Genomic DNA, 22,071 nt, shown 5'->3' with positions numbered 1-22,071 from the left:
CTACTATGTCCCTTGGTTGACAGGCTTTTTTGTTTTACCAAAAAGGGTCTGTTTTATAAAAGCAGACCCTTTTATATTTAAAAAGGAAAGGTGATTGGATGGAATTTATCTTAGAATTAGCGATTATTTTATTTGCCTCAAAGATTGCCGGAGATATAAGTGTGAAACTAGGGCAGCCTTCGGTCTTAGGAAAATTGTTAGTAGGTGTCATTCTAGGCCCAGCCGTATTAGGTATTGTTTCCGATTCAAAAACATTAGCGGAACTAAGTCAGATTGGTGTCATATTGTTAATGTTTATGGCCGGAATGGAGACGGATATGAATGAATTTAAACGATCCTGGAAGGCATCAACCTTTGTGGGAATCAGTGGCATCATTGTACCTTTATTTGCAGGTTACCTAGCTGGAATTTTAATGAATATGACTGCCATTGAAGCGTTATTTCTAGGATTATTACTGTCCGCAACAAGTGTTAGCATATCTGTTCAAGCTCTTAAAGAGTTAAATAAAATCCAGTCTAAAGAAGGGACAGCGATTTTAGGTGCTGCTGTCATTGATGATGTTGTTGTGATCATTGCCTTGGCCTTTTTAATGAGTATGGCTGGTGGTGAAGTGAATTTAAGCATGATGATCATAAAAAAAGTTCTCTTTTTCGCTGGAGCAATATTAGTAGCTTGGAGGGGGGTACCGTGGCTCTTAAAGAAATTTGGCCCATTAAAGGTCACAGAATCCCTTGTCTCTGGAGCATTAATTATTTGCTTTTTGTTCGCTTATGCAGCTGAATTAACAGGAGTTGCCGGAATTATTGGTGCCTATATTGCAGGTGTTGCCATAAGTCAAACCGATTATCATCAGCAAATTTTTAAGAAAGTAGAGACAATCAGCTATTCTATTTTTGTGCCGATCTTTTTTACTTCAATCGGGGTAGCGGTAAGCTTTGATGGATTTACACAAAATATCGGCCTGATTATCGGACTCAGCATTCTTGCCATTGTAACCAAACTACTTGGTGCAGCTGCAGGAGCAAAACTGGCCCGATTTTCTTGGAAGAATTCACTGGGAATTGGGTCTGCGATGGTTTCACGTGGAGAGGTCGCGTTGATTATTGCCACCATCGGGTTAGAATCTAAACTAGTCAGTCAAGAATTATTTGCCGTTTTAGTGGTAGTAGTACTAGTTACCACCATCGTTACTCCTCCAATGATGAAATATTTTTTCAACCAAGGCGATAAACACTTAAAGGTAAAAAACTCAAGCTTACGTGATGTTGGCATCTAACGATATTCGAATCTAAAAATCTAGCCAAAACAAAGGCTGGATTTTTTATCTATTAGGATACTGCTTGAAATCGTCTATCTTGCACTTGCTGTTCAACATTAAGCAGAGCAGATACTAGTATTCTTCTTAAGAAAAAAATATTAGTGTACCCCCATTATTTCTGTGGGCTCGTCGAATGCTTTATCAAAGAAAAAACAAATAAACCATTCAGGAGGTTAGAAATGGGAACTGTACTTATTGATATCGACAAATTACTAGAAGCTACGTCAAATCTAACATCTGAGAAAAATAACAATAAAATCAAAAAAGTTGAAATTGATCTTTTACTTGAAAATACGAGAGATTGGTAAAATAATATTTTTGAATTCATAATTTCTAGAATGCTTCCATAATATATGGGGGCATTTTTTGTCGTTTTGTAGATACTCGCAATAATAATAAAAGAGAAGAACATCTATTAAGTTATGCTGCTTTAAAGCGGAAAAATATTTTTGACATATCTATTGCTTTTTACACAAAAAGATACTAGAATAATTTTTAATATATTAAATTTTTTGAAAATTAATATTGTAATATTTAAGGGGGATTTTGCTAGATGAAAAGAAATGTTAAAGCTTTATCGATTGCCTTAGCAGGTATGCTGCTGCTTGCTGGCTGCGGAAGTAAAGAAAAAGCAGGAGGTACTGAAACAGGGGGAGCGGATAAAGAATTTAAAGTTGGCATTACCCAGTTTGCACCACATCCATCCTTAGATGCAGCGACAGAAGGCTTTAAGAAAGCCTTAAAGGATAAAGGGATTAAAGTTAGCTTTGATGAACAAAATGCTCAGGCAGATATGAACAACACGCAAACAATTGCTAATAATTTTGTTGGGGATAAAGTTGATTTAATTTTTGCGAACGCTACGCCAAGTGCAACGGCCGCATTGAATGCGACAAAGGATATTCCAATTATTTTTACATCAGTTACGGACCCGGTCGGAGCAGGTTTGGTTGAGTCGTTTGATAAACCAGGAAAAAATATTACGGGGACAACGGATAACCATCCTGACGCAACGAAAAAAACAATCAGCTTTATTACAGATGAAGTAAAAGCAAAAAATGTGGGTGTCATTTACAATTCTGGTGAACAGAATTCTGTTGTTCAGGTAAAAGAGGTCAAAAAGATCGCTGAAGAAAAGGGTGCAAAGTTAGTTGAAGTATCTGTTTCTACGACAGCTGAAGTAAAGCAAGCTGCAGAATCATTGGTTGGGCGCGTGGATGCCATTTATGTTCCAACAGATAATACAGTTGTCACTGCCCTTGATTCCGTTATTGCTGTCGCTAACAACAAGAAAATTCCACTCTTCGTTGGTGAACTTGATTCGATGAAGAAAGGTGCGGTTGCTGCCAGTGGATTTAACTATTTCGACATCGGTTATCAATCGGGTGTAATGGCTGCTGATATTTTAAGCGGGAAGAAGAAACCATCAGAAATTCCAGTAGAACTTCCGAATAGCTTAAAACTTGTTATTAATAAGAAAGCAGCTGAGGCTCAAGGATTAAAAGTCAATGATGCATGGAGCAGTTTAGGAGAATTCTACGAAGGTAATTAATTGATTAGTTTGAAAAAGAGGAGCCTTCATTTTTGAAGGCTGCCTCTTTGTATCATACATACTAGTTTAAACAGGTCTTGCGTCTAAAACGCGGACTAAAATGTTAAAGAAAGGATGATCTCAATGTTTACAGCCATATTTGGATCATTTGAAGCAGGTATCATCTACGCGATTATGGCACTGGGCGTCTATCTTTCCTTTCGTATTCTGGATTTTCCAGATTTAACGGTTGATGGAAGTTTTGTCACTGGAGCAGCAATTTCAGCGGTTATGATTGCAAATGGAACCAATCCATTTCTAGCAACAATCATGGCGCTATTTGCCGGTTTTGCAGCAGGATGTTTGACGGGGCTTCTTCACACATTTGGGAAGATTAATAACCTGCTTTCCGGTATTTTAATGATGATTGCCCTATATTCTATCAATCTGCGGATTATGGGGCGTTCAAACATCCCTTTATTAAATATTGATACAGCTTTTACGAAAATCAGCGGTATTTTTGAAAAAACGGGGATAGACTCATTTTTCAATAGTTTTTTCACCATGGTCGGTCTCGGTGACAGCCTGCCGGAAACATGGGGCATCCTTATTTTCATGATTATTGTCACATTTGTAATTAAATTCCTAACTGACTTGTTTTTGAAAACGGAAATTGGTCTTGCCGTCAGGGCTACGGGAGATAATAAACGGATGATTCGGAGCCTATCTGCCAATACCAATCTTCTGGTTGTGCTTGGCTTAGGTCTTTCCAATGCTCTCGTAGCTTTTTCCGGCGCTTTAATCGCTCAGCAAGGTGGATTTGCTGATGTCGGGATGGGGATTGGGATGATTGTTATTGGTCTTGCGTCTGTTATTATCGGCGAAGCCTTATTTGGTACAAAAACAATTGCTAGAACAACGCTTGCCGTAATTGGCGGTTCGATTATTTATCGTATTGTTGTTACTTTAGCATTACGAGTTGACTTCCTCGATCCAGGTGATATGAAACTGATTACTGCTCTGATTGTGATTCTCGCCCTTACGGCTCCTAAGACCATAGAAGGTATCAAAGAGAGAAAGCGGAAGGCCCTCAAAAGATCAGAAAGATTAAACATCGCACAGACTTCAGGACCAGTGAAGGGGGATAACCATGTTACAATTAAATCAGATTCATAAGATTTTTAATGAAGGGACACCGGATGAAAAAATCGCAATTGATCATGTGAACCTAACTCTTAAGCCGGGTGATTTTGTAACCGTCATTGGCAGCAACGGGGCAGGGAAATCAACGTTGATGAATATCATTTCTGGTGTTTTAATCCCTGATGTAGGGGAAGTAAATATTGGTGGTAAAAATGTTACGAATATGTCAGAGTTTAAGCGCTCAAAAATGATTGGCCGCGTCTTTCAAGACCCAATGGCAGGAACTGCACCAAGTATGACGATTGAAGAAAATCTAGCAATGGCTTATTCTCGTAATAAAATGAGAACACTTCGTCAAGGAGTAACCAAAAAGCGACGTGATTATTTTCGTGAAGTATTAGAATCACTGCATCTGGGCCTCGAAAACCGCTTAAGTGCGAAGGTAGGTTTGTTATCAGGGGGAGAGCGTCAAGCATTGTCACTGTTAATGGCTACCTTTACAGAGCCTTCTATTCTGTTACTAGATGAGCATACAGCAGCGCTTGACCCATCAAGAGCCGAATTAATTACCAACTTAACCAGAGAGATTGTCGATAAATACAAACTGACCACATTAATGGTTACCCATAACATGCAGCAGGCGATTGATTTAGGCAACCGTCTGATTATGATGGATAAGGGCCAAATTATTTTAGAGGTCAATAAGGAAGAAAAGAAACAACTTACCATTGAAAGTTTATTGATGGAGTTTAAAAGGATACGCGGCGTCCAAATGGCAAGCGATCGTGCCGTTCTTTCCTAAGTTGAGAAAAAATTTTTTTGATTGATTTTTTTTGATTTTGCCATTATAAAAAATATTTCCAATATCATTAATGTAGAAACTTCCCTTCATGGGTAAGTTTCTTTTTGTTGTTTGGGGAAATAATTCATTATTTTGCTCAATTTCTTTAGCACGAAAAAGCGTTATTGCTTTACATCCTATCCTTGATAGGACAAGATCCCTTCATTTAGAATGAATTCAGAATATTATTATTTTTGAGCAGATGGGGGTTTCTGAATGAAAGAAAATAGAGTAAGAGCAGATCAATTAGCGGATGATTTTTTTCCAGTCCGTGATGTGGATTATATTGAGATTTATACGGGGAATGCTCTGCAGGCATGTCACTTTTTTTGCACTGCCTTTGGTTTTAAGCCGGTAGCCTATTCAGGTTTAGAAACAGGCAATCGTGAAAACGCTTCCTATTGTATAAAGCAACGAAATATACGTCTCGTTCTAACAGGATCATATTCTGAAGAAACTGAAGTTGCCCAATTCGTAAAGAAACATGGGGAGGGTGTAAAGGACATAGCTCTGGTCGTCGATGATGTCGAGAAAGCATTTGAAGAAGCCGTGAAAAGAGGTGCTATAGCTATTGCTGCACCAATTGAAATGAAGGACGAAACCGGTGTTATTAAAAAAGCCGTTCTTGGTACATATGGTGATACCATCCATACGTTAATTGAACGGAAAAATTATCATGGTGCTTTTTTGCCTGGATTTGTTGCCTACTCAGCATCACTACCGGTTAAAGATGCCGGATTAATCGGGATTGATCATGTGGTCGGTAACGTAGAAAGGATGGAGGAGTGGGTAGAATATTATGCCAAGGTCATGGGCTTTAAGGAAATGAAACATTTTTCTGATAAAGACATTACCACTGAATACTCAGCCCTTATGTCAAAGGTCATGCATAATGGCGGGCGGATCAAGTTTCCTATCAATGAACCTGCAGTGGGGAAACGGAAGTCACAAATCCAGGAATTTCTAGAATTCTACAATGGACCGGGTGTCCAGCATTTGGCAATCTTAACAGAAGATATTGTGTCAACCGTAGGCATCTTAAAGGAGAACGGGGTAGAATTTCTAAACACTCCTGCTACTTATTATGAATCCTTAGGAGAAAGAATTGGAAAAATTGATGAGGAGATTGAAAAGCTCCGTGAACTAAATATATTAGTAGACCGAGATGATGAGGGATATTTATTGCAAATCTTCTCTAAACCAATCGTGGACCGCCCAACTCTATTTGTTGAAATTATTCAACGAAAAGGAGCCCGTGGTTTTGGGGAAGGCAACTTTAAAGCATTATTTGAATCGATTGAACGGGAGCAGGAAAGAAGAGGGAATTTATAGATATCTAGTTTAAATGTTTAAAGGTGCGAAAAGAGGGAGAGTGACTTCTCCCTTTTTAAAGTTCAATGGAATGAGGTGATAATATCATGGAGATTTCACCGAAAACACTGGAATGGAGAGAGGCATATAAACTATTAGTCGGCTCCATCCTTCCTCGTCCGATTGCCTTTGTTTCCACAATCGATGGAAATGGGACCGCAAATGCCGCCCCGTTTAGTTTTTTTACCGCAATTTGTGCAGACCCGATGCTCATCTGTTTCTCCCCAATGAGAAGAGGAACAGACGGGGCTAAAAAAGATACACTGGTCAATATTGAGAGCACAGGTCAATTTGTCATTAATATTGTAAGTACAAGTATGGCGGAACAAATGAATGATTGCGCGATTGAATTTAGTCCGGAAATCGACGAGATGGTTGAAGCAGGTTTAGCGAAAGAACCTGGAATGATGGTCAATGTGCCGCGGATTAAAGACTCGCTTGTCCATTTAGAATGCGAACTTGAACAGGTACTGCATTTTGGGGATAAGCCTGGAGCAGGCAGTCTAGTGATTGGAAAAGTCATTCATGTCCATGTGAATGATGAACTGTATGATAAAGGAAGAATTGATCCTGAGAAATTAAAGCCAATCGGTAGAATGGCTGGGAATATCTTTACAGACCCTTTAGCAAAAACATTTGAAATGAAGAGAAAAACCTAGAAAAGGTGAGCATCGTGAAATTTGTAACGTTTGAAAAACAGGATGGGTCAATCAGAGCAGGTTGGTTATTAGACGAAGATTATGTGGTTGATATGCATGAAGCAACTGGTGGTTTATTACCAAGTAATCTAATAAAGTTTTTAGAAAACAGTGAAGCATATCTGGAAAAAATTGCTTTCCTTTCATTCACAAAGGATCAAAAAGGAGTTTACCCATTAAGCGAGCTATGGTTAAAAGCGCCATTGCCTGTCCCGAGAAGTTTTCGTGATTTTTATGCCTTTGAGCAACATGTGAAAACAGCAAGGGAAAATAGAGGACTTGAAATGATTCCAGAATGGTACGAAATTCCTGTTTTTTATTTTTCCAATCATCTGGCCATTAAAGGACCTGGCGAAGAAATAATTAAGCCAAAAGACTGTAACTGGCTTGATTATGAACTTGAAATGGCCTGCATCATTGGGAAGGAAGGACGAAATATTTCTGCTGAAAAAGCGGATGAGCATATTTTTGGGTACTGTATTTTAAATGACTGGAGTGCACGGGACCTGCAAAGGAAGGAAATGAAAGTTGGACTTGGACCCGCGAAGGGCAAGGATTTTGCAACATCGATTGGACCATGGATTGTGACAAAAGATGAGTTAGAGCCATTGAAAAGAGGAAAAGGTTTTGATCTTTCCATGAAAGCCAAAGTAAATGGGCGCCTGCTTTCCGAAGGGAATATGAAAGATATAAATTACTCCTTTGCTGAGATGATTGAACGCGCTTCAGCTGGGGTTACTTTATATCCAGGTGAAATCATTGGATCCGGAACAGTTGGGACTGGATGTATTCTAGAACTTGGTCATCAAGTGCACCGCTGGCTATGTGAGGGTGATCAGGTAGAATTAGAGATTGATATTCTTGGGGTGCTACAGAATAAGATAATCGCTGAAGAGAGGTGATACCATGTTTTACCGCCAAATAGGGAAGATACCACACAAACGTCATACCATGTTTAAAAAGGCCGATGGGAGCCTTTTTAGGGAGCAGGTAATGGGCACACGCGGATTCTCGGGAACGCAATCGATTTTGTATCATCACTATATGCCGACCGAAGTGGTGAGAGCGGAATTAATAGGGGAGTATTTGCCAGTATATGAGGACCAGCAGCCCCTAAAACACCGTCATTTTTTATCAAGTAAAGTAGAAAAAAAGGGGGACGCCCTGAAGGCTAGGGAATATATATTGGGGAATCAGGATTTATTAATCGGAACAGCCCATGTTACCGCACCGATGCCAAGCTTTTACCGGAATGGGGATGGCGATGAAATGCTGTACGTCCACTTTGGTTCTGGAAAACTGGAAACAATGTTTGGGACTTTAACTTACCGGCCGGGTGATTACCTGATTATTCCGATTGGGACCATTTATCGTGTCATTCCTGATGAAAATGAGGAGACGAAATTTCTGTTTGTTGAATCCTTCAGCCAAATAACCACACCAAGACGGTACAGAAATGAATATGGCCAGCTGTTAGAGCATAGTCCTTTTTGTGAAAGGGACCTTCGTGGACCGGAAGAATTAAAGACTTTTGACGAAAAGGGCGAATATGAAGTTTTAACGAAGTCGAGAGGAAAGATAACCTCGCATATTTTAGGGCATCATCCACTCGATGTAGTAGGCTGGGATGGGTATTTATATCCTTGGGCCTTTAATATCGAGGATTTTGAACCAATTACAGGAAGAGTTCATCAGCCTCCGCCAGTTCATCAAACCTTTGAGGGCAATAATTTTGTCGTTTGTTCATTTGTTCCGAGACTGTATGATTACCATCCAGAATCCATACCTGCCCCATATTATCATAGTAATGTGAATAGTGATGAGCTACTCTATTATGTCGAAGGTAATTTCATGAGTCGTAAAGGGGTGCAGGAAGGTTCAATTACACTCCACCCTGGTGGAATACCGCATGGACCTCATCCGGGAAAAACAGAAGCGAGTATTGGAAAGAAGGAAACACTCGAACTAGCCGTAATGATTGACACTTTTCATCCGCTGAAAATCGTAAAGACCGCACAAGAAATAGAGGATGCTGCATATATGTATTCTTGGTATGAAAAGAAGGAATAATGATTAATCCGGAAACAATCCAACAAAACAAGTTGGATTGTTTTTTTCAAACTATAGGTAAAAAGTGATATGGTAGTAGTATGTATAATATAAAAATGAACGGAGGTGAAGTCATGGAGCTGGATCCTATTTTATCGAAAATAAAAAGTCATACACCGAAGATACTTGGCAGTGATCAATTTTCAAAGTATGCAGTAATGGTCCCACTTATTCAAAAAGAGGACGGGGTCCATGTGTTGTTAGAAGTGCGTTCCCTGGAATTACGAAGGCAGCCCGGAGAAATCTGTTTTCCTGGTGGGAGAATTGACTCCGAGGATAGTGATGAAAGAAATGCAGCGATTCGGGAAACGGTTGAGGAACTTGGAATCAACAAAGAGCAAATCTCAGAGGTGCACCCATTAGATTATATGATTTCACCTTTTGGCATGATGATCTTTCCCTTTGTAGGCTTGATTAGCGATCCTAAAAATATCTCGCCAAATCCATCAGAAGTTGGCGAGGTTTTCACCGTCCCACTTTCATTTTTTCGTCAAAATGAGCCTGAGATTTATCATATTGAATTTAGGGCAGAGCCTGAGGCAAACTTTCCTTTTGATCTAATTGTCGGGGGAGAAAATTATAATTGGCGGACAAGAGGGATTGAGGAATATTTTTACCGTTATGAAGGGAAAGTAATTTGGGGATTAACGGCTAAAATACTTTCTCATTTTATAAAACTAATAAGTTGATTTCTGATTAAGAGAACGGGGATTTCGCTTTGAAATCCACTGTTTTTTTATTTATTTGTCCACTATACGTGCACAAATGTCCTCACCTAGGAGAAAATACTTGATTATTTTCTGAATATGATTAAAATTAAGATTATATTTTTAGATATTAGGGAGATGTAGGGATGAAGGTCGTAAAGTTTGGCGGGTCCTCGTTAGCATCAGGCAAACAGATAGAGAAGGTATTTAAGATCGTAATTTCAGATTCCGAGCGAAAGGTAGTGGTAGTATCTGCGCCTGGAAAAAGGTTTGCTGAAGATAATAAAGTGACGGATTTATTAATTGAATGTGGAGAGCTTTGTCTGCAAAATAAAGACCCGAGGGAAAAATTTGATGCTGTCCTTGAAAGATATTCTTCTATTGCCGAAGAGTTATCCCTGCCTCAAGAAATTATCGTCGAAATTCAAGCTGATTTAGCCAACCGGTTGAGTGCAGATAAAACAAAACCTGACCGCTTTTTGGATTTATTGAAAGCAAGCGGGGAGGATAACAATGCCAAACTAGTTGCTGCCTATTTCCGAGAGCAAGGAGTTGAAGCATCTTATATCGACCCTAAAGAAGCGGGCCTAATTGTCAGCAATGAGCCAGGTAATGCTCAAGCACTTCCAGAAGCGTATAGTCAGTTATATTCTCTTCACGAGCATCCAGGTATCTTAATTTTCCCAGGATTCTTCGGCTATAGCAAACAAGGTGAGGTATTTACCTTTTCGCGAAGCGGGTCGGATATAACCGGTTCAATTCTAGCCAATGCCCTGAAAGCTGACCTATATGAAAATTTTACCGATGTAGATGCCGTTTATTCCGTAAACCCTTCTATCGTAAAGAAACCTAGGGAAATAAAAGAACTGACCTACCGGGAAATGCGTGAGCTTTCCTATGCGGGATTTACTGTGTTACACGATGAAGCACTCGTTCCGGCATTTAGAGCAGGAATTCCAGTTCACATTAAAAATACAAACAATCCATGTGCACAAGGAACGAGGATTGTGTACGAGCGGGATAATACCAATGGTCCTGTTATTGGTATTGCCAGTGATCAAGGCTTTTGTAGTATTTATGTAAGCAAATACTTAATGAATAGAGAAATCGGTTTTGGACGAAAACTTCTAAGTATCTTAGAGGACTTCGGACTATCCTATGAACATACGCCTTCCGGTATTGATGATGTATCCGTTATTCTTCGTGAAAATCAAATGGATAAGGGTATAGAACAGGCAATTAAAGAGCGAATTGAAGCTGAATTACTTGCTGATCAAGTGAAATTTGAGCATAGTCTTGCACTGATCATGGTTGTTGGCGAGGGAATGCGCCATAATGTTGGCACAATGGCAAGAGCCTCTAAAGCATTGGCGAAAGCTCAAATTAATATTGAGATGATCAACCAAGGGTCTTCTGAGGTGAGCATGATGTTTGGTGTGAAAGAAGTAGATGAAAAAAGAGCCGTTCAGGCTCTATATGAGGAATTTTTTGTCGCAGTTACTGTGTAATACATGACCCAAAAAGGTACGTTAAAAACAACGTACCTTTTTCAATGTGCTTTTTTTAACTTTCTCTTTGTTCGGATGCCAGCCAACGTAGCAATCACAAGTCCGCCAACCGTATCAGCAATTAAATCCGTCATCGTATCTTTATTCCCTCCGCCTTGTAGGTTCATTCCGAAGAATTGGTCGGAGCAAAATTCATAAATTTCCCATAAAACGCCGCCTAGTGCAGCAAAGGATAACGTAAATAGGAACACAAACCAGGCTGATATTTCATCACCAGCCTTTCTATGAATCAGTCTTTCATATAACGCAATTCCAGAATAAGCAAGAATGATCCCACTGACTAAATGCATAAAGGTGTCCCACCAACCAAGACCGTACCAGCCTAGGATCGAACCAAAATATTGAGAACCGACTAAGAAAATTAAATAAGAGATGACAATTGGTAAATTGAATTGTAACTTAGTAAAGAGAGCTAAAATTAACGGAATCGCACCGCAAATGATTCCGCCGATGGCAACCGATCCTTTAAAGGAGGAAGCATGTAAATAGTAGTAAACAGCTAAAGCAGCCATGAAAAGGACATACATAAAACTTAAAATGATGACCAATTTTCGATTCATAATTTTCCACCTCTCAAACTTTTTCCTTTCGAACAAAGGCGTAAATGGCAGCTAAGAGTCCACCAGACAATCCGCACAATAGGTCATACATGGTATCTTTATTTCCCCCAAGCTGCATGATATGTGTAAAAGTTTGATCCCCAATAAACTCATAGATTTCCCAAAGGACACTAGCGAGGACAGCTAGAGAAAAAACGAAAAGAGAAAGAATCCATTTGGAGGTTTCGCTCCTGATCTGTTCAGGAATCATTAATTTATATAAGGTGATTCCGATTAAAGCAACATACACCCCTTTATAAAAATGAATAGTTGAATCCCACCATTTGTACTTAAGATAAAAATCGGCAATTGATCCTAAATAGGTGGAACAGAATATAAACAGATAAAAACCGACGATACTGGGAACGTTAAAGGGATTATTTTTCATAAAGGTTAATAGTACTGGCAGTCCGCTTACTAAAATGCCGCCCAAGGCAACTTGCCACTTAGAAGATTCCCCTTTATAAAGGTAAAAAATCAATAAAATTATCATAAATAATACAAATATACTGCCCCATAGGAAAAGGTCTTTTCGTTTCAATTGCTCACCTCATTAAACATGGTTCATTACAATTATGTCCAATAAGTGTAAATGAAATCACTTAGATATTTTGCAAGGAAAACTCGCATCAGCACATACAAAAGGGTATATTGGTAAGGTATACATAGATAAAGATGGCGGTGGAGGATGTTATGCAAAAAGCACAAATACCGACTTACGAACGAATTGCGATCGATTTAGCCAATAGAATATACAATGGGAAATTCAAGGTTGGCGAGAAGATACATGGAAGATCTACTTTAGCTAGTGAATATAAGGTTTCTCCAGAAACGGTCAGGCGAGCTATCAAGATTTTAGAGGACGTAGAAATTGTTCACTCCACAAAGGGGAGTGGAATTGAAATATCATCACGCGAAAACGCTTATAAATACATACAACGATTCTCAAGCTTGGCAAGTATTAAGGACTTAGAGAAGCAAATGAATTCACTTATATCCGAACGGGATAAGCTAGATGAACGGTTATTTGAAACTCTCAGAAAAATCATGGACTATTCCGGAAAGCTGCGTCACACTAATCCATTAGCACCGATCGAGATCGAAGTACTTCCAGACTGTATTCACATCGGAAAAACTATTTCAGAAGTAAAGTTTTGGCAAAATACAGGAGGGACGGTTATTGGCATGAAGCGAAAAGGTGAATTAATTATTTCACCGGGTCCATATGCACTTATTCTTGAGGGTGACGTTCTCCTTATTATTGGTGCAGAAGAAACATATGATAGAGTCCTTCATTTTATGCAAGAGTAAAATGGTTGAAAGAAAATGCAAAAGCCGGTCGTTAAACAGACCGGCTTTTGCATTTCACTATTCATCTAATAATCCTTCTGCCTTTAAAAATTCCTTTGCTACTTTTGCAGGAGATTGTTTGAGACTGTCAACCTTATAGTTGAGTTCTCGCATTTTTTCATCTGTTAGCTTTCCGGCTAAGGAATTGGTAACTTTTTTAAGTACGGGATATTCTTTTAATGTTTCCTCTCTGAACATCGGAACCGCATAGTAAGGGGGGAAGAAGTTTTTATCATCCTTTAAGACCTTGAGATGGAATTCTTCAAGTAACCCATCAGTTGAGAAGGCATCGATGACATCGCTCTTATGATTGTCTAGTGCGGTATAGCGCAACCCGCCATCAATCGCCTTTACGTCTTTAAATTTCATATTATATTCTTTAGATAGTCCGAGTAACCCGTCTTCTCGATTTGAAAATTCAATTGTAGGTCCCATTGTTAAATCAGGGCTTACTTTAGCTAAATCGGATACCGTCTTTAAATCATATGCTTTTGCAGTGTCTTGACGTACAGCTAAAGCATAGGTGTTATTGAATCCAATCGGTTTTAATAAATCAAAACCATATTGTTGTTTGAATTCCTTTTTAACAACATTATAAACTTTATCTGGATCGCTTTGTGGAGGCTGTTTTAAGATATTCACTAAACCCGTTCCTGTATATTCTACATACATATCAATGTCGCCGGTTTTAAGGGCACTGAAGGCAACTTGACTTCCGCCAAGATTCAGATTTCGTTCGACTTTAATATCCGTTTTAGCCTCAATTAAATCGGCATACATATTTCCTAAAATTAATTGCTCGTTGAAATTTTTTGAACCAATGACAATTTTCTCTTCTGCTGTCGCCTTTGCATAAACGGTAAAAGCACCAGCGATGATTAATAAAATACTTGTAAAACTAATCATTAATTTTTTTGACGTTTTGCTCACCCGTAATGCCGACTTTTGTTTACTAGTATAGGAAAGGGAGGATTCTAGTTTCCCAACAATAAAGTCGATGAGGAGAGCAAGGATACAGGCAGGAATGGCTCCGGCCAAAATCATATAATTGTCGACCGTTTGTACTCCGGAGAACACAAGATACCCAAGGCCGCCCGCTCCGATGAATGCAGCAATTGTCATTAATCCAACAGCGGTAACCGCTGAAATTCTGATACCCGCCATAATCATCGGGAAGGCTAGTGGTAACTGAACCTTTCGCATCGTTTGACTCTTGGTCAGACCGATTCCTTTGGCGGCTTCCAGAATGTCTCCGTCGATATTCGTCAGGCCTGTATAAGTGTTTTTAACGATTGGCAGAAGCGAATAAAGAACGACCATTATGATCGCTGGTGTACTCCCAATTCCTACAAAGGGAATGAGAAACCCTAGTAATGCCAAACTCGGTACAGCTTGAATCACATTCGTAGTTCCAATAATTGGTTTTGCTAACTTTTGCTCCCGTGAAATTAAAATGCCAAGCGGAATCCCGATAATAATCGCTACCAGGACTGATATTACGCTTAAATATAAATGTTGGCCTAGTAAACTAAAAATCTGATCGTAGTTCGTGCTTATATAGTTCCAAAATCCACTCATTAAAAGGCCACCTCCAAATCGATTAATTGACTACTTAATGCTGATAAAATACTACTTCTTGTAATAAGACCAATCAATTGCTTCGTATTATTCACAACAGGGACGTAACCAATTTTATGTTCATTCATTGTAGCTAAAACTGAAATCAAATTAGCCCCCTGAGAAACCGAAAGAACATTATGCTCCATAATCATTTCAATCGGTGTCGTTCGATTTAGTAATTGGATGCTTTTCAAAGTCACTAAACCTTTAAGAACATTATGTTTATCAGTAACCATTAAACTATCAACCTTTTGATCTTTCATAATCTCAATCGCCTGAAGTACGGTACGCATGGCGGTAATCTTAACAGGATTAGGGATCATAATATCTTCCGCCATTAATAATTCAGGATTATTCCAAACCCTTCTTTTGCCAATAAAGTCTTCAACAAAGTCATTGGCAGGATTCTTTAGAATATTTTCAGGTGTATCATATTGGAGAATATCACCGTCTTTTAAAATACAAATCTTATCAGCTATTTTAATAGCTTCATCCATATCATGAGTGACAAAGATGATCGTCTTGTTTAATTCCTTTTGCATTTGGAAAAGTTCATCTTGAAGGGAGCTCCTTGTGATAGGATCTAATGCGCTAAATGGTTCATCCATTAAAATGATATCGGAGTTGGTAGAGAATGCTCTTGCGACGCCAATTCTTTGCTGCTGGCCGCCACTTAATTCTTTAGGATATCGATGTAAGTATTCATTAGGGTCTAATCCAACTAGCTCAAGCAGTTCTCCAGTTTTCTTAGCAATGGAATCAGGGGTTTCACCTTTTAACTTGGGAATCAACTCTAAATTTTCTTTAATCGACATATGAGGAAACAATCCAGTATTTTGAATCACATACCCAATATTTCTGCGCAGTTCAATTGGATTCATGGTCGAGATATCTGTTCCATTTACAAAAATCTTTCCTGAGGTTGGCTGAATCAACTTATTAATCATTTTCAGCAAGGTCGTTTTCCCGCAGCCACTCGGTCCGATAAAAACAACCAGTTGACCAGCCTCAATATCCAATGAAAAAGGCTTAATAATGGTTTTGGTTCGATATTTCTTAACAATATTTTTAAACTCGATCAATTTCATTCCCCCTTGTAATAAAATAGGTGCTGTTTAAATGCAACAACTTAATGGTAACACATGAGTTGTTAGTTTGTCTAATCATGTTCGATTTTGCTCCTTTCCAATTCATTAGGCATTAAGTACAATTAGATGAGAAAAATAGCGAAAGAGTAAGTGGGTGTTAGGATGAAAACTATTTTAATTGTTGATGATGATCTGTTAATCCGCAATCTTGTGACAAGCCTTCTAATGAAAGAAGGATTTAAAGTGATTGAAGCGGAAAATGGTCTAGCAGCACTTGAATTATTAGAAAAAGAGGTTTGTGAATTGGCAATTGTCGATATTATGATGCCAGTCATGGATGGGTACCATTTAACAACTGAAATTCGTAAAGAGTATGATATTCCCATTATCTTATTAACGGCCAAAAGCCAGATTGAAGATAAGGAAAAGGGCTTTGACTCAGGGACGGATGATTATTTAATTAAACCGTTTGAACCCAAAGAATTAATTTTTAGGGTCAATGCCCTGTTAAGAAGATACGGAAAAACGGGTGAAGCGAATATTAAGGTTGGTTCGTTATACATAAACAAAAAAAGCTATGAGGTGAAGATCAAAAACAAGACACTCATGCTCCCCTTAAAGGAATTTGAATTATTGACTTTCCTAGCTACCCATCCAAATCAAGTATTTAGCCGCGGTCATTTAATTGAAAAAATATGGGGACTTGATTTTGACGGGGATGAACGAACCGTCGATGTTCATATCAAACGATTACGGGAGAGGTTTGCTAATATTGCCGATGATTTTGTCATCAAAACGATCAGAGGTGTTGGCTATTCCCTGGAGGTTCTATAACTTATGATAATGAAATCTTTGTATAGTAAATTTGCCTTTATCACGATTATGATCATGGTTGTCAGTGGGATTATTTCATTTCTTCTATCCAATGCTTATTACCAAATCAAATTGAAACAGCAAAATGACGAGAAGATTACCAATTTTGCTTATGAAATAGCTGACTTTGCGAGTAAGCACCCTTTGATTAGTTTAGAGGACTATTTTAATCATATCGGTGCAATTGGTTATCAAATACTATTACTAAATAACGATAAGGATGAGCAATTTTTTGGCTCAGCGTTTAGAGAAAAAAATCTACCCAATGATATTCCTAGTCAAGTATTAGAGGGAAAGGTATATCATGGAATTCGGATCTTTCCTCATAAAACCTTTGTAACTGGCTTTTTCGCAAACGAATTAAAAAATTCGGTCGGTGTTCCTTTTGAGTATAAAGGAAAAAAATATGCCATGTTTATCAGACCGGATATTAAGCTCATGTTTAATGAGATGCATATTCTGTTTGGCTGGCTGCTAATCATTTCAATTGTGCTAAGTGTCATATTGGTTCTAGTTAGTACGAAATTTTTAATTAAGCCAATCAGAAAACTTAATGATGCAACAAAAGAAATTGCAGAAGGAAATTTTTCAATAAAGTTGGATATTGACCGAAGCGACGAACTTGGAAATTTAGCTGTTAGTTTTACGAGGATGTCTCAAAAATTAGCAAAAGTAGATGCGTTAAGAAAAGAGCTAATTACCAATATATCTCATGATATTCAATCACCACTAACCAACATAAAAGGTTATCTGAACTTAATGGAAAATAGCGACAAAAGTGAGAGAGAAAAGCAACAATATCTAGAGGTGGTCCAATCGGAGGTAAATCGGCTTTCTAGTATGACCAAGCAGCTTTTACTTCTATCTACCATTGAAAGTAAAACGGATTTAATGGATGTTAGTACGGTTGATATCTCAGGACAGCTTAAAGCTGTTATTCACCAATACGAATGGAGTACTCTTGATAAAGGAATTATGATGAGTTATTCACTCCCTGATGCTACGGTTAAAGGGGATCCGGCATTGTTATATTCTGTTTGGGAAAATTTGTTGACGAATGCAATAAAGTATAATCGCGAAAATGGAACGATTGAAATTGAATTGACCGAAACGGATGGAGAAGTTGTCGTAGTTATTATAGATTCAGGCGTGGGTTTAAGTCTGAAGGAACTTGAAAGAATCTTTGACCGCTTTTACAGGGCAGATGCGTCAAGAGCACGTTCAGTTGAAGGTACTGGTTTAGGTTTGTCCATCGTCAAATCCATTGTTGATTTACACCATGGAAAAATTGATATAGAAAGCAAAGAAGGGAAAGGGACTACTTTTACAGTGTTTCTTCCGAAATTGTAAAGTGACGTTCATCTTCCGTTCATATTCAAACAGTATTCTGTTTATGAAATGAAAGGGAAGGTGAATTTTTTTATGTACTCATTACCATTTAAAGAAATGACATTTTTTAAAGTGAGATATTTATTAATCAGCTTTATTCTTTTTTTTGTAGCGATACTTGTTTTTGTCATTAGTGGACTTGCCAATGGCCTGTCGATGAACAATGCTTCTTCAATCATTAATATGCCTGCACAATCATTTTATTTGCAAAAGAGTGCAGAGGATAGAATTGATCGTTCCCATTTAAGGGTTGATTTAGAGAAATTGACAGCGAAAAGTGAGGCGCAGCCAATTGGCATTCAAATGGGAGCCATTTCTAAAGTGAATTCCGAAGATAAATTAGATATTACATTTATGGCTGTACAGCCAGGTAGTTTTTTAGACCCAGCTGGTCAGGGTTTAGAAACACGCGAGGAGAATGCTGTCTTCCTAGACCGCTCGCTCTCAGGAACTGTTAAAAAAGGAATGATTGTTGAAGACGCAAGGAGTGGCGTCAGTTTAAAGGTTGCAGGTTTTCTTGATGACCAAACCTTTAGCCATACACCTGTTGCCCTTATATCGCTTGGCACATGGGGAGAGATCGCAGGCAGATCTGGTAAAAGTGAATTTAATGGTATTGCTATAAGCAAAGAAAATGTAAGAGTGAAAAAGGAAATTGCTAGCTTAATGAAAAATGGTGAATGGGTGGAAAAGGACCAGGTGGTCAAAGGTATTCCTGGCTATACAGCTGAACAAAATTCACTTTATATGATGTTATCGTTTTTAATCGTGATTGCTGTTTTTGTTTTAGCTGCCTTCTTTTATATTATGACCATCCAAAAAACGGTACAATTTGGCATCCTGAAAGCCATCGGTGCAAAATCGAGCCAATTGGTTAAATCAACCATCTTTCAGGTTATCATGTTAACCATAGTTAGTATTGCTGCTGCAGTTGCCTTTACAAAGGGTTTTATGGAAATACTTCCAGATGATATCCCGTTTATATTCGATTTTGTACAAATCGCTAAATTCTCAGGAATCTTATTTCTCGTATCGATATTCGGCTCATTATTATCGGTATTAAATATTGTCAAGGCTGATCCAATTCAAGCAATGGGGAGAGTAGAATAATATGATGATGGAACCGTTAATTTTGGAAGATGTAGAAAAATCATTTAAAGATGGGGATAAGGTAAATCATATCGTGAAAAACTTATCCTTCCGTTTAAAAATGTGTGAAGTGGTGGCAATTGTTGGACCTTCTGGATCGGGTAAGTCGACATTTTTATCAATTGCGGGTGCCTTGCAATCCCCTGATCGTGGAAAGGTGATTATAAATGGAACAGATATAGCATCTTTTAGCGATGTGGAGAAGGCAAACATTAGATTAAATCACTTAGGATATATCTTCCAAACATCGAACTTGGTCCCTTATTTAAAGGTCGAGGAACAGTTGAGCCTTGTTTTAAAAATGGCGAATCAATGGTCCAAAGATAGTAAAAGAAAGGTTAAAGCCATGCTAATTGCAGTGGAGATGGAACATCGTTCAAAATTTTATCCACATCAATTATCAGGTGGAGAAAGACAGCGAGTGGCCATTGCCAGAGCGTTTATAAATGCTCCTGAAATCATTTTAGCTGATGAACCGACTGCTAGTTTGGATTCCAATCGAAGTATTGCCATCATTGAGTTAATCTCAAACATCGTAAAAGAGCAAAACAAATCTGCAATCATTGTTACTCATGATGAGCAGATCCTCCCGCTTTGTGATCGGATTTATGTAATGAGAGATGGACAACTAATTGAACAAGGAAACAGAAAATAAGTGTAAGCTGCTAGCAATCTGAGTGATTGCTAGTTTTTTTTGATTTCCCATATTTGAAGTTTAAATTTGGAAAAGGAACAGCAATAGATGTTAAAATATAGATAGATTAAAAATTGATAAAAAAGAGGAGAATCTATTTTGAGCTTTGTTCGAGACAAATTCAGTGCGAAGTTTTTCCTTTTCCTCGTATTTGCTTTTCTGTTAATTCATGTGCCTTTCCTAGGAAACTATGTAAAAGTCATCAATACGCTAATCCATGAGTCCGGTCATGCTTTAATTGCTCTTTTTGGCGGGAATGTCGAAAGAATTTCATTATTCATGAACTCCGAAGGGGCTACATATAGTAATCAGTCAACGTGGATTGGAAGTTTCTTAACCAGTCTAGCGGGCTACACATTTGCCTCATTTATGGCGTGTTTGTCCTTTTTATTAATTGGTAAGAAAAAGCAAAATTTGTTGGTTGATATTTTGTTAGGATTTATTGTCTTGAATCTGATCTTTTGGGTAAGGAATCCTTATGGTTTGTTTTGGCTATGCTCATTTGCCGTTGCCTTTCTTTTCTTACTTATTAAAGGGAATCAAAGCTTTAGAGATCATTTGTTACTTTTAATTGCCTCGATCTTATTAGTGGACTCCGTCCAAAGTGCCTATGAAATCTTGTATATCAGCCTATTGCAGCCGCAGTCTGCAGGGGACGCAGCTAATCTTGCGCGGCTTACAGGGATTATACCAGCGCAAATCTGGGGGATATTTTTCTTTGCTCAAGCACTATGGTTCTGTTATTACGGATTAAAAAGGGGATATTATAAATTTAGTAATTAAAAAAACAACGAGCCAACTAGAATACTTTGGTTGGCTCGTTGTTTTTCTTTGGTCATTTTCAAGTGTTACGTTGCTTCCTTGTATTCTTGGGTGAGGTTGTCGATGATAGTTTGAACAGGAAGTATGTCTTTAATTTCACCAACTCTTGCTCCAGCAAATACCAGTCCATTTTCAACATCACCATTCATTGATACCAGTAGAGAATCCATGGTACAAAAGCGGTAAGAACAATTTTTTAGACAATCAATGCATTTTGCAATTTTTAATTTATCTGGTCCGCTGATTAATTTAGCAAAATTATTATTAATGGCTCGTCCATGAAGACCAACTGTTGTTTTTACCAAGACTAGATCTTCTTTACCTGCATCCACATATTTTTGCTTAAAAGCTAATGGTGCATCGCATTCCTCGCTCGCGACAAAGCGAGTCCCCATTTGTACACCAGACGCACCCATTGCCAGTGCTTTTGCAATATCGCCGCCAGTCATGATTCCGCCTGCAGCAATAACGGGAATGGAAACTGCTTCAACAATTTCTGGAAGGATATCGAACATCGGGCGATCCGTACCAAGATGTCCACCTGCTTCAAATCCTTCAACGACAACTGCTGCAGCTCCAAGTCGTTCGGAAATTCTAGCTAATTTAGCAGAAGAGACAATCGAGAGAACCGGAATTCCTGCTTGTTTTCCCCAAGCATACATATCGCGGGAGATTCCAGCGCCAGAAATAATAAAGTCCACTTTTTCTTCTAAAGCAGCTTTCATTTTTTCGGCAAAGTCATTCATTGCAAATAAAACATTTACTCCAATGTAGCCAGCATCTTTAATAAGGCTTTTCGCCGTTCTGATATGTGCTCTCATCTCGTCTGTAGAAATCCCCGTACCTGATATAATTCCAATTCCGCCGGCATTTGCAACAGCTGAAGCCAATTTGCTAAGTGAAATACCTACACCCATTCCGCCTTGCATAATGGGAACCTTAGGCATCATGTGACCTATTTTAAGTTGTGGAAAGTTCAATTTATAACCCCGTTTCACAGTTTTGAATTAGAAACTTCTGATAAATCATACCACGGTATTTTTGATATGTCTGTGATTACTATCACCAGGTCATAAGGGCAGGTGGTATAATTTACTAGTATGTTAAAATAAGACCTGAAGGTTTTTAATAGTAACTTACTGTATAAAAAATTTGTGGAAACCAAACGATACGGTATGAACTGAAAAAATGGATGGTGGT

At 38.4% G+C, this 22,071-nt stretch carries 22 protein-coding genes; 17 read left to right on the top strand and 5 right to left on the bottom strand.

Annotated features, from left to right (window positions below):
- The first annotated feature begins 98 nt into the window (after positions 1 to 98).
- The 11 genes from V7121_RS20435 (at position 99) to V7121_RS20385 (ending at position 11,227) form a co-directional block, all read left to right on the top strand.
- The gene (locus tag V7121_RS20435; RefSeq protein WP_335500082.1) at positions 99 to 1,277 is read left to right on the top strand and encodes a cation:proton antiporter; all 1,179 of its coding nucleotides are present in this window, start codon (positions 99 to 101) and stop codon (positions 1,275 to 1,277) included.
- A 221-nt stretch (positions 1,278 to 1,498) separates the two neighbouring features.
- Positions 1,499 to 1,627, top strand: coding sequence for a hypothetical protein (locus V7121_RS20430; RefSeq protein ID WP_335500080.1), 129 nt, complete (start codon positions 1,499 to 1,501; stop codon positions 1,625 to 1,627).
- 245 nt (positions 1,628 to 1,872) lie between these two features.
- Complete coding sequence (locus V7121_RS20425; protein WP_335500078.1) at positions 1,873 to 2,871, top strand: ABC transporter substrate-binding protein; 999 nt, start codon at positions 1,873 to 1,875, stop codon at positions 2,869 to 2,871.
- A 123-nt stretch (positions 2,872 to 2,994) separates the two neighbouring features.
- Complete coding sequence (locus V7121_RS20420) at positions 2,995 to 4,026, top strand: ABC transporter permease (RefSeq protein WP_335500076.1); 1,032 nt, start codon at positions 2,995 to 2,997, stop codon at positions 4,024 to 4,026.
- The gene (locus tag V7121_RS20415) at positions 4,001 to 4,795 is read left to right on the top strand and encodes an ABC transporter ATP-binding protein (protein ID WP_335500073.1); all 795 of its coding nucleotides are present in this window, start codon (positions 4,001 to 4,003) and stop codon (positions 4,793 to 4,795) included. Before V7121_RS20420 ends, V7121_RS20415 begins: the two co-directional genes overlap by 26 nt.
- 255 nt (positions 4,796 to 5,050) lie before the next feature.
- Positions 5,051 to 6,166, top strand: coding sequence for a 4-hydroxyphenylpyruvate dioxygenase (gene hppD, locus V7121_RS20410; protein WP_335547615.1), 1,116 nt, complete (start codon positions 5,051 to 5,053; stop codon positions 6,164 to 6,166).
- Between the two features lie 86 nt (positions 6,167 to 6,252).
- A complete protein-coding gene (locus V7121_RS20405) occupies positions 6,253 to 6,864 on the top strand; it encodes a flavin reductase family protein (RefSeq protein WP_335500444.1) in 612 nt (203 codons plus the stop codon).
- 11 nt (positions 6,865 to 6,875) lie between these two features.
- Complete coding sequence (locus tag V7121_RS20400) at positions 6,876 to 7,805, top strand: fumarylacetoacetate hydrolase family protein (RefSeq protein WP_335547657.1); 930 nt, start codon at positions 6,876 to 6,878, stop codon at positions 7,803 to 7,805.
- A 4-nt stretch (positions 7,806 to 7,809) separates the two neighbouring features.
- Positions 7,810 to 8,973 (top strand): homogentisate 1,2-dioxygenase, encoded by a 1,164-nt coding sequence (locus tag V7121_RS20395; RefSeq protein WP_335547614.1) that lies wholly within the window; start codon positions 7,810 to 7,812, stop codon positions 8,971 to 8,973.
- A gap of 113 nt (positions 8,974 to 9,086) precedes the next feature.
- Complete coding sequence (locus V7121_RS20390; RefSeq protein WP_335500440.1) at positions 9,087 to 9,701, top strand: NUDIX hydrolase; 615 nt, start codon at positions 9,087 to 9,089, stop codon at positions 9,699 to 9,701.
- A gap of 164 nt (positions 9,702 to 9,865) precedes the next feature.
- Entirely contained in the window at positions 9,866 to 11,227 is a 1,362-nt protein-coding gene (locus V7121_RS20385; protein ID WP_335547612.1) for an aspartate kinase, read from the top strand.
- Positions 11,228 to 11,268: 41 nt separating this feature from the next.
- On the opposite strand, the gene V7121_RS20380 is transcribed toward V7121_RS20385, so the two are convergent.
- Positions 11,269 to 11,847 carry a hypothetical protein gene (locus V7121_RS20380; protein WP_335500067.1) on the bottom strand — a complete coding sequence of 193 codons (579 nt, stop codon included), beginning with the start codon at positions 11,845 to 11,847 and terminating at the stop codon, positions 11,269 to 11,271.
- A gap of 13 nt (positions 11,848 to 11,860) precedes the next feature.
- Complete coding sequence (locus V7121_RS20375; RefSeq protein ID WP_335547610.1) at positions 11,861 to 12,427, bottom strand: membrane-spanning protein; 567 nt, start codon at positions 12,425 to 12,427, stop codon at positions 11,861 to 11,863.
- 152 nt (positions 12,428 to 12,579) lie between these two features.
- Here V7121_RS20375 and V7121_RS20370 point away from each other — a divergent pair, with 152 nt between their 5' ends.
- A complete protein-coding gene (locus tag V7121_RS20370; RefSeq protein ID WP_335500064.1) occupies positions 12,580 to 13,197 on the top strand; it encodes a TrkA C-terminal domain-containing protein in 618 nt (205 codons plus the stop codon).
- A gap of 57 nt (positions 13,198 to 13,254) precedes the next feature.
- On the opposite strand, the gene V7121_RS20365 is transcribed toward V7121_RS20370, so the two are convergent.
- Entirely contained in the window at positions 13,255 to 14,814 is a 1,560-nt protein-coding gene (locus V7121_RS20365; RefSeq protein WP_335500063.1) for an ABC transporter permease/substrate-binding protein, read from the bottom strand.
- Entirely contained in the window at positions 14,814 to 15,938 is a 1,125-nt protein-coding gene (locus tag V7121_RS20360; RefSeq protein WP_335547608.1) for an ABC transporter ATP-binding protein, read from the bottom strand. The genes V7121_RS20365 and V7121_RS20360 overlap by 1 nt, the downstream gene beginning before the upstream one ends.
- A gap of 168 nt (positions 15,939 to 16,106) precedes the next feature.
- Here V7121_RS20360 and V7121_RS20355 point away from each other — a divergent pair, with 168 nt between their 5' ends.
- The 5 genes from V7121_RS20355 to V7121_RS20335 all read left to right on the top strand — a co-directional run bounded on the left by V7121_RS20355 (position 16,107) and on the right by V7121_RS20335 (position 20,832).
- Positions 16,107 to 16,778 (top strand): response regulator transcription factor, encoded by a 672-nt coding sequence (locus V7121_RS20355; protein ID WP_335547607.1) that lies wholly within the window; start codon positions 16,107 to 16,109, stop codon positions 16,776 to 16,778.
- Positions 16,779 to 16,781: 3 nt separating this feature from the next.
- Positions 16,782 to 18,167, top strand: a complete 1,386-nt coding sequence (locus V7121_RS20350) for a sensor histidine kinase (protein ID WP_335547605.1) — start codon at positions 16,782 to 16,784, stop codon at positions 18,165 to 18,167.
- A gap of 72 nt (positions 18,168 to 18,239) precedes the next feature.
- Positions 18,240 to 19,316, top strand: a complete 1,077-nt coding sequence (locus V7121_RS20345; RefSeq protein WP_335500056.1) for an ABC transporter permease — start codon at positions 18,240 to 18,242, stop codon at positions 19,314 to 19,316.
- A 1-nt stretch (position 19,317) separates the two neighbouring features.
- The gene (locus V7121_RS20340) at positions 19,318 to 20,010 is read left to right on the top strand and encodes an ABC transporter ATP-binding protein (RefSeq protein WP_335547603.1); all 693 of its coding nucleotides are present in this window, start codon (positions 19,318 to 19,320) and stop codon (positions 20,008 to 20,010) included.
- 138 nt (positions 20,011 to 20,148) lie between these two features.
- Positions 20,149 to 20,832, top strand: coding sequence for a M50 family metallopeptidase (locus V7121_RS20335; protein WP_335500052.1), 684 nt, complete (start codon positions 20,149 to 20,151; stop codon positions 20,830 to 20,832).
- A gap of 65 nt (positions 20,833 to 20,897) precedes the next feature.
- Here V7121_RS20335 and V7121_RS20330 read toward each other — a convergent pair whose 3' ends face one another.
- The gene (locus tag V7121_RS20330) at positions 20,898 to 21,869 is read right to left on the bottom strand and encodes an NAD(P)H-dependent flavin oxidoreductase (RefSeq protein ID WP_335500050.1); all 972 of its coding nucleotides are present in this window, start codon (positions 21,867 to 21,869) and stop codon (positions 20,898 to 20,900) included.
- Between the last annotated feature and the right edge of the window lie 202 nt (positions 21,870 to 22,071).

This window comes from Neobacillus drentensis (assembly GCF_036962125.1).
GTDB classification, from domain to species: domain Bacteria; phylum Bacillota; class Bacilli; order Bacillales; family Cytobacillaceae; genus Neobacillus; species Neobacillus drentensis_B.
The sequence above is the reverse complement of the archived record's forward strand: the minus strand, read 5'-3'. Positions and strand labels throughout refer to the sequence as shown.

Bases quoted from the DNA above. Each gene is read 5' to 3' on its own strand.
- V7121_RS20340 (WP_335547603.1), top strand. From the start codon at position 19,318: ATGATGATGGAACCGTTAATTTTGGAAGATGTAGAAAAATCATTTAAA.
- V7121_RS20395 (WP_335547614.1), top strand. From the start codon at position 7,810: ATGTTTTACCGCCAAATAGGGAAGATACCACACAAACGTCATACCATG.
- hppD (WP_335547615.1), top strand. From the start codon at position 5,051: ATGAAAGAAAATAGAGTAAGAGCAGATCAATTAGCGGATGATTTTTTT.
- V7121_RS20345 (WP_335500056.1), top strand. From the start codon at position 18,240: ATGTACTCATTACCATTTAAAGAAATGACATTTTTTAAAGTGAGATAT.
- V7121_RS20425 (WP_335500078.1), top strand. From the start codon at position 1,873: ATGAAAAGAAATGTTAAAGCTTTATCGATTGCCTTAGCAGGTATGCTG.
- V7121_RS20385 (WP_335547612.1), top strand. From the start codon at position 9,866: ATGAAGGTCGTAAAGTTTGGCGGGTCCTCGTTAGCATCAGGCAAACAG.
- V7121_RS20420 (WP_335500076.1), top strand. From the start codon at position 2,995: ATGTTTACAGCCATATTTGGATCATTTGAAGCAGGTATCATCTACGCG.
- V7121_RS20355 (WP_335547607.1), top strand. From the start codon at position 16,107: ATGAAAACTATTTTAATTGTTGATGATGATCTGTTAATCCGCAATCTT.
- V7121_RS20390 (WP_335500440.1), top strand. From the start codon at position 9,087: ATGGAGCTGGATCCTATTTTATCGAAAATAAAAAGTCATACACCGAAG.
- V7121_RS20365 (WP_335500063.1), bottom strand. From the start codon at position 14,814: ATGAGTGGATTTTGGAACTATATAAGCACGAACTACGATCAGATTTTT.
- V7121_RS20350 (WP_335547605.1), top strand. From the start codon at position 16,782: ATGATAATGAAATCTTTGTATAGTAAATTTGCCTTTATCACGATTATG.
- V7121_RS20430 (WP_335500080.1), top strand. From the start codon at position 1,499: ATGGGAACTGTACTTATTGATATCGACAAATTACTAGAAGCTACGTCA.
- V7121_RS20370 (WP_335500064.1), top strand. From the start codon at position 12,580: ATGCAAAAAGCACAAATACCGACTTACGAACGAATTGCGATCGATTTA.
- V7121_RS20435 (WP_335500082.1), top strand. From the start codon at position 99: ATGGAATTTATCTTAGAATTAGCGATTATTTTATTTGCCTCAAAGATT.
- V7121_RS20405 (WP_335500444.1), top strand. From the start codon at position 6,253: ATGGAGATTTCACCGAAAACACTGGAATGGAGAGAGGCATATAAACTA.
- V7121_RS20380 (WP_335500067.1), bottom strand. From the start codon at position 11,847: ATGAATCGAAAATTGGTCATCATTTTAAGTTTTATGTATGTCCTTTTC.
- V7121_RS20415 (WP_335500073.1), top strand. From the start codon at position 4,001: ATGTTACAATTAAATCAGATTCATAAGATTTTTAATGAAGGGACACCG.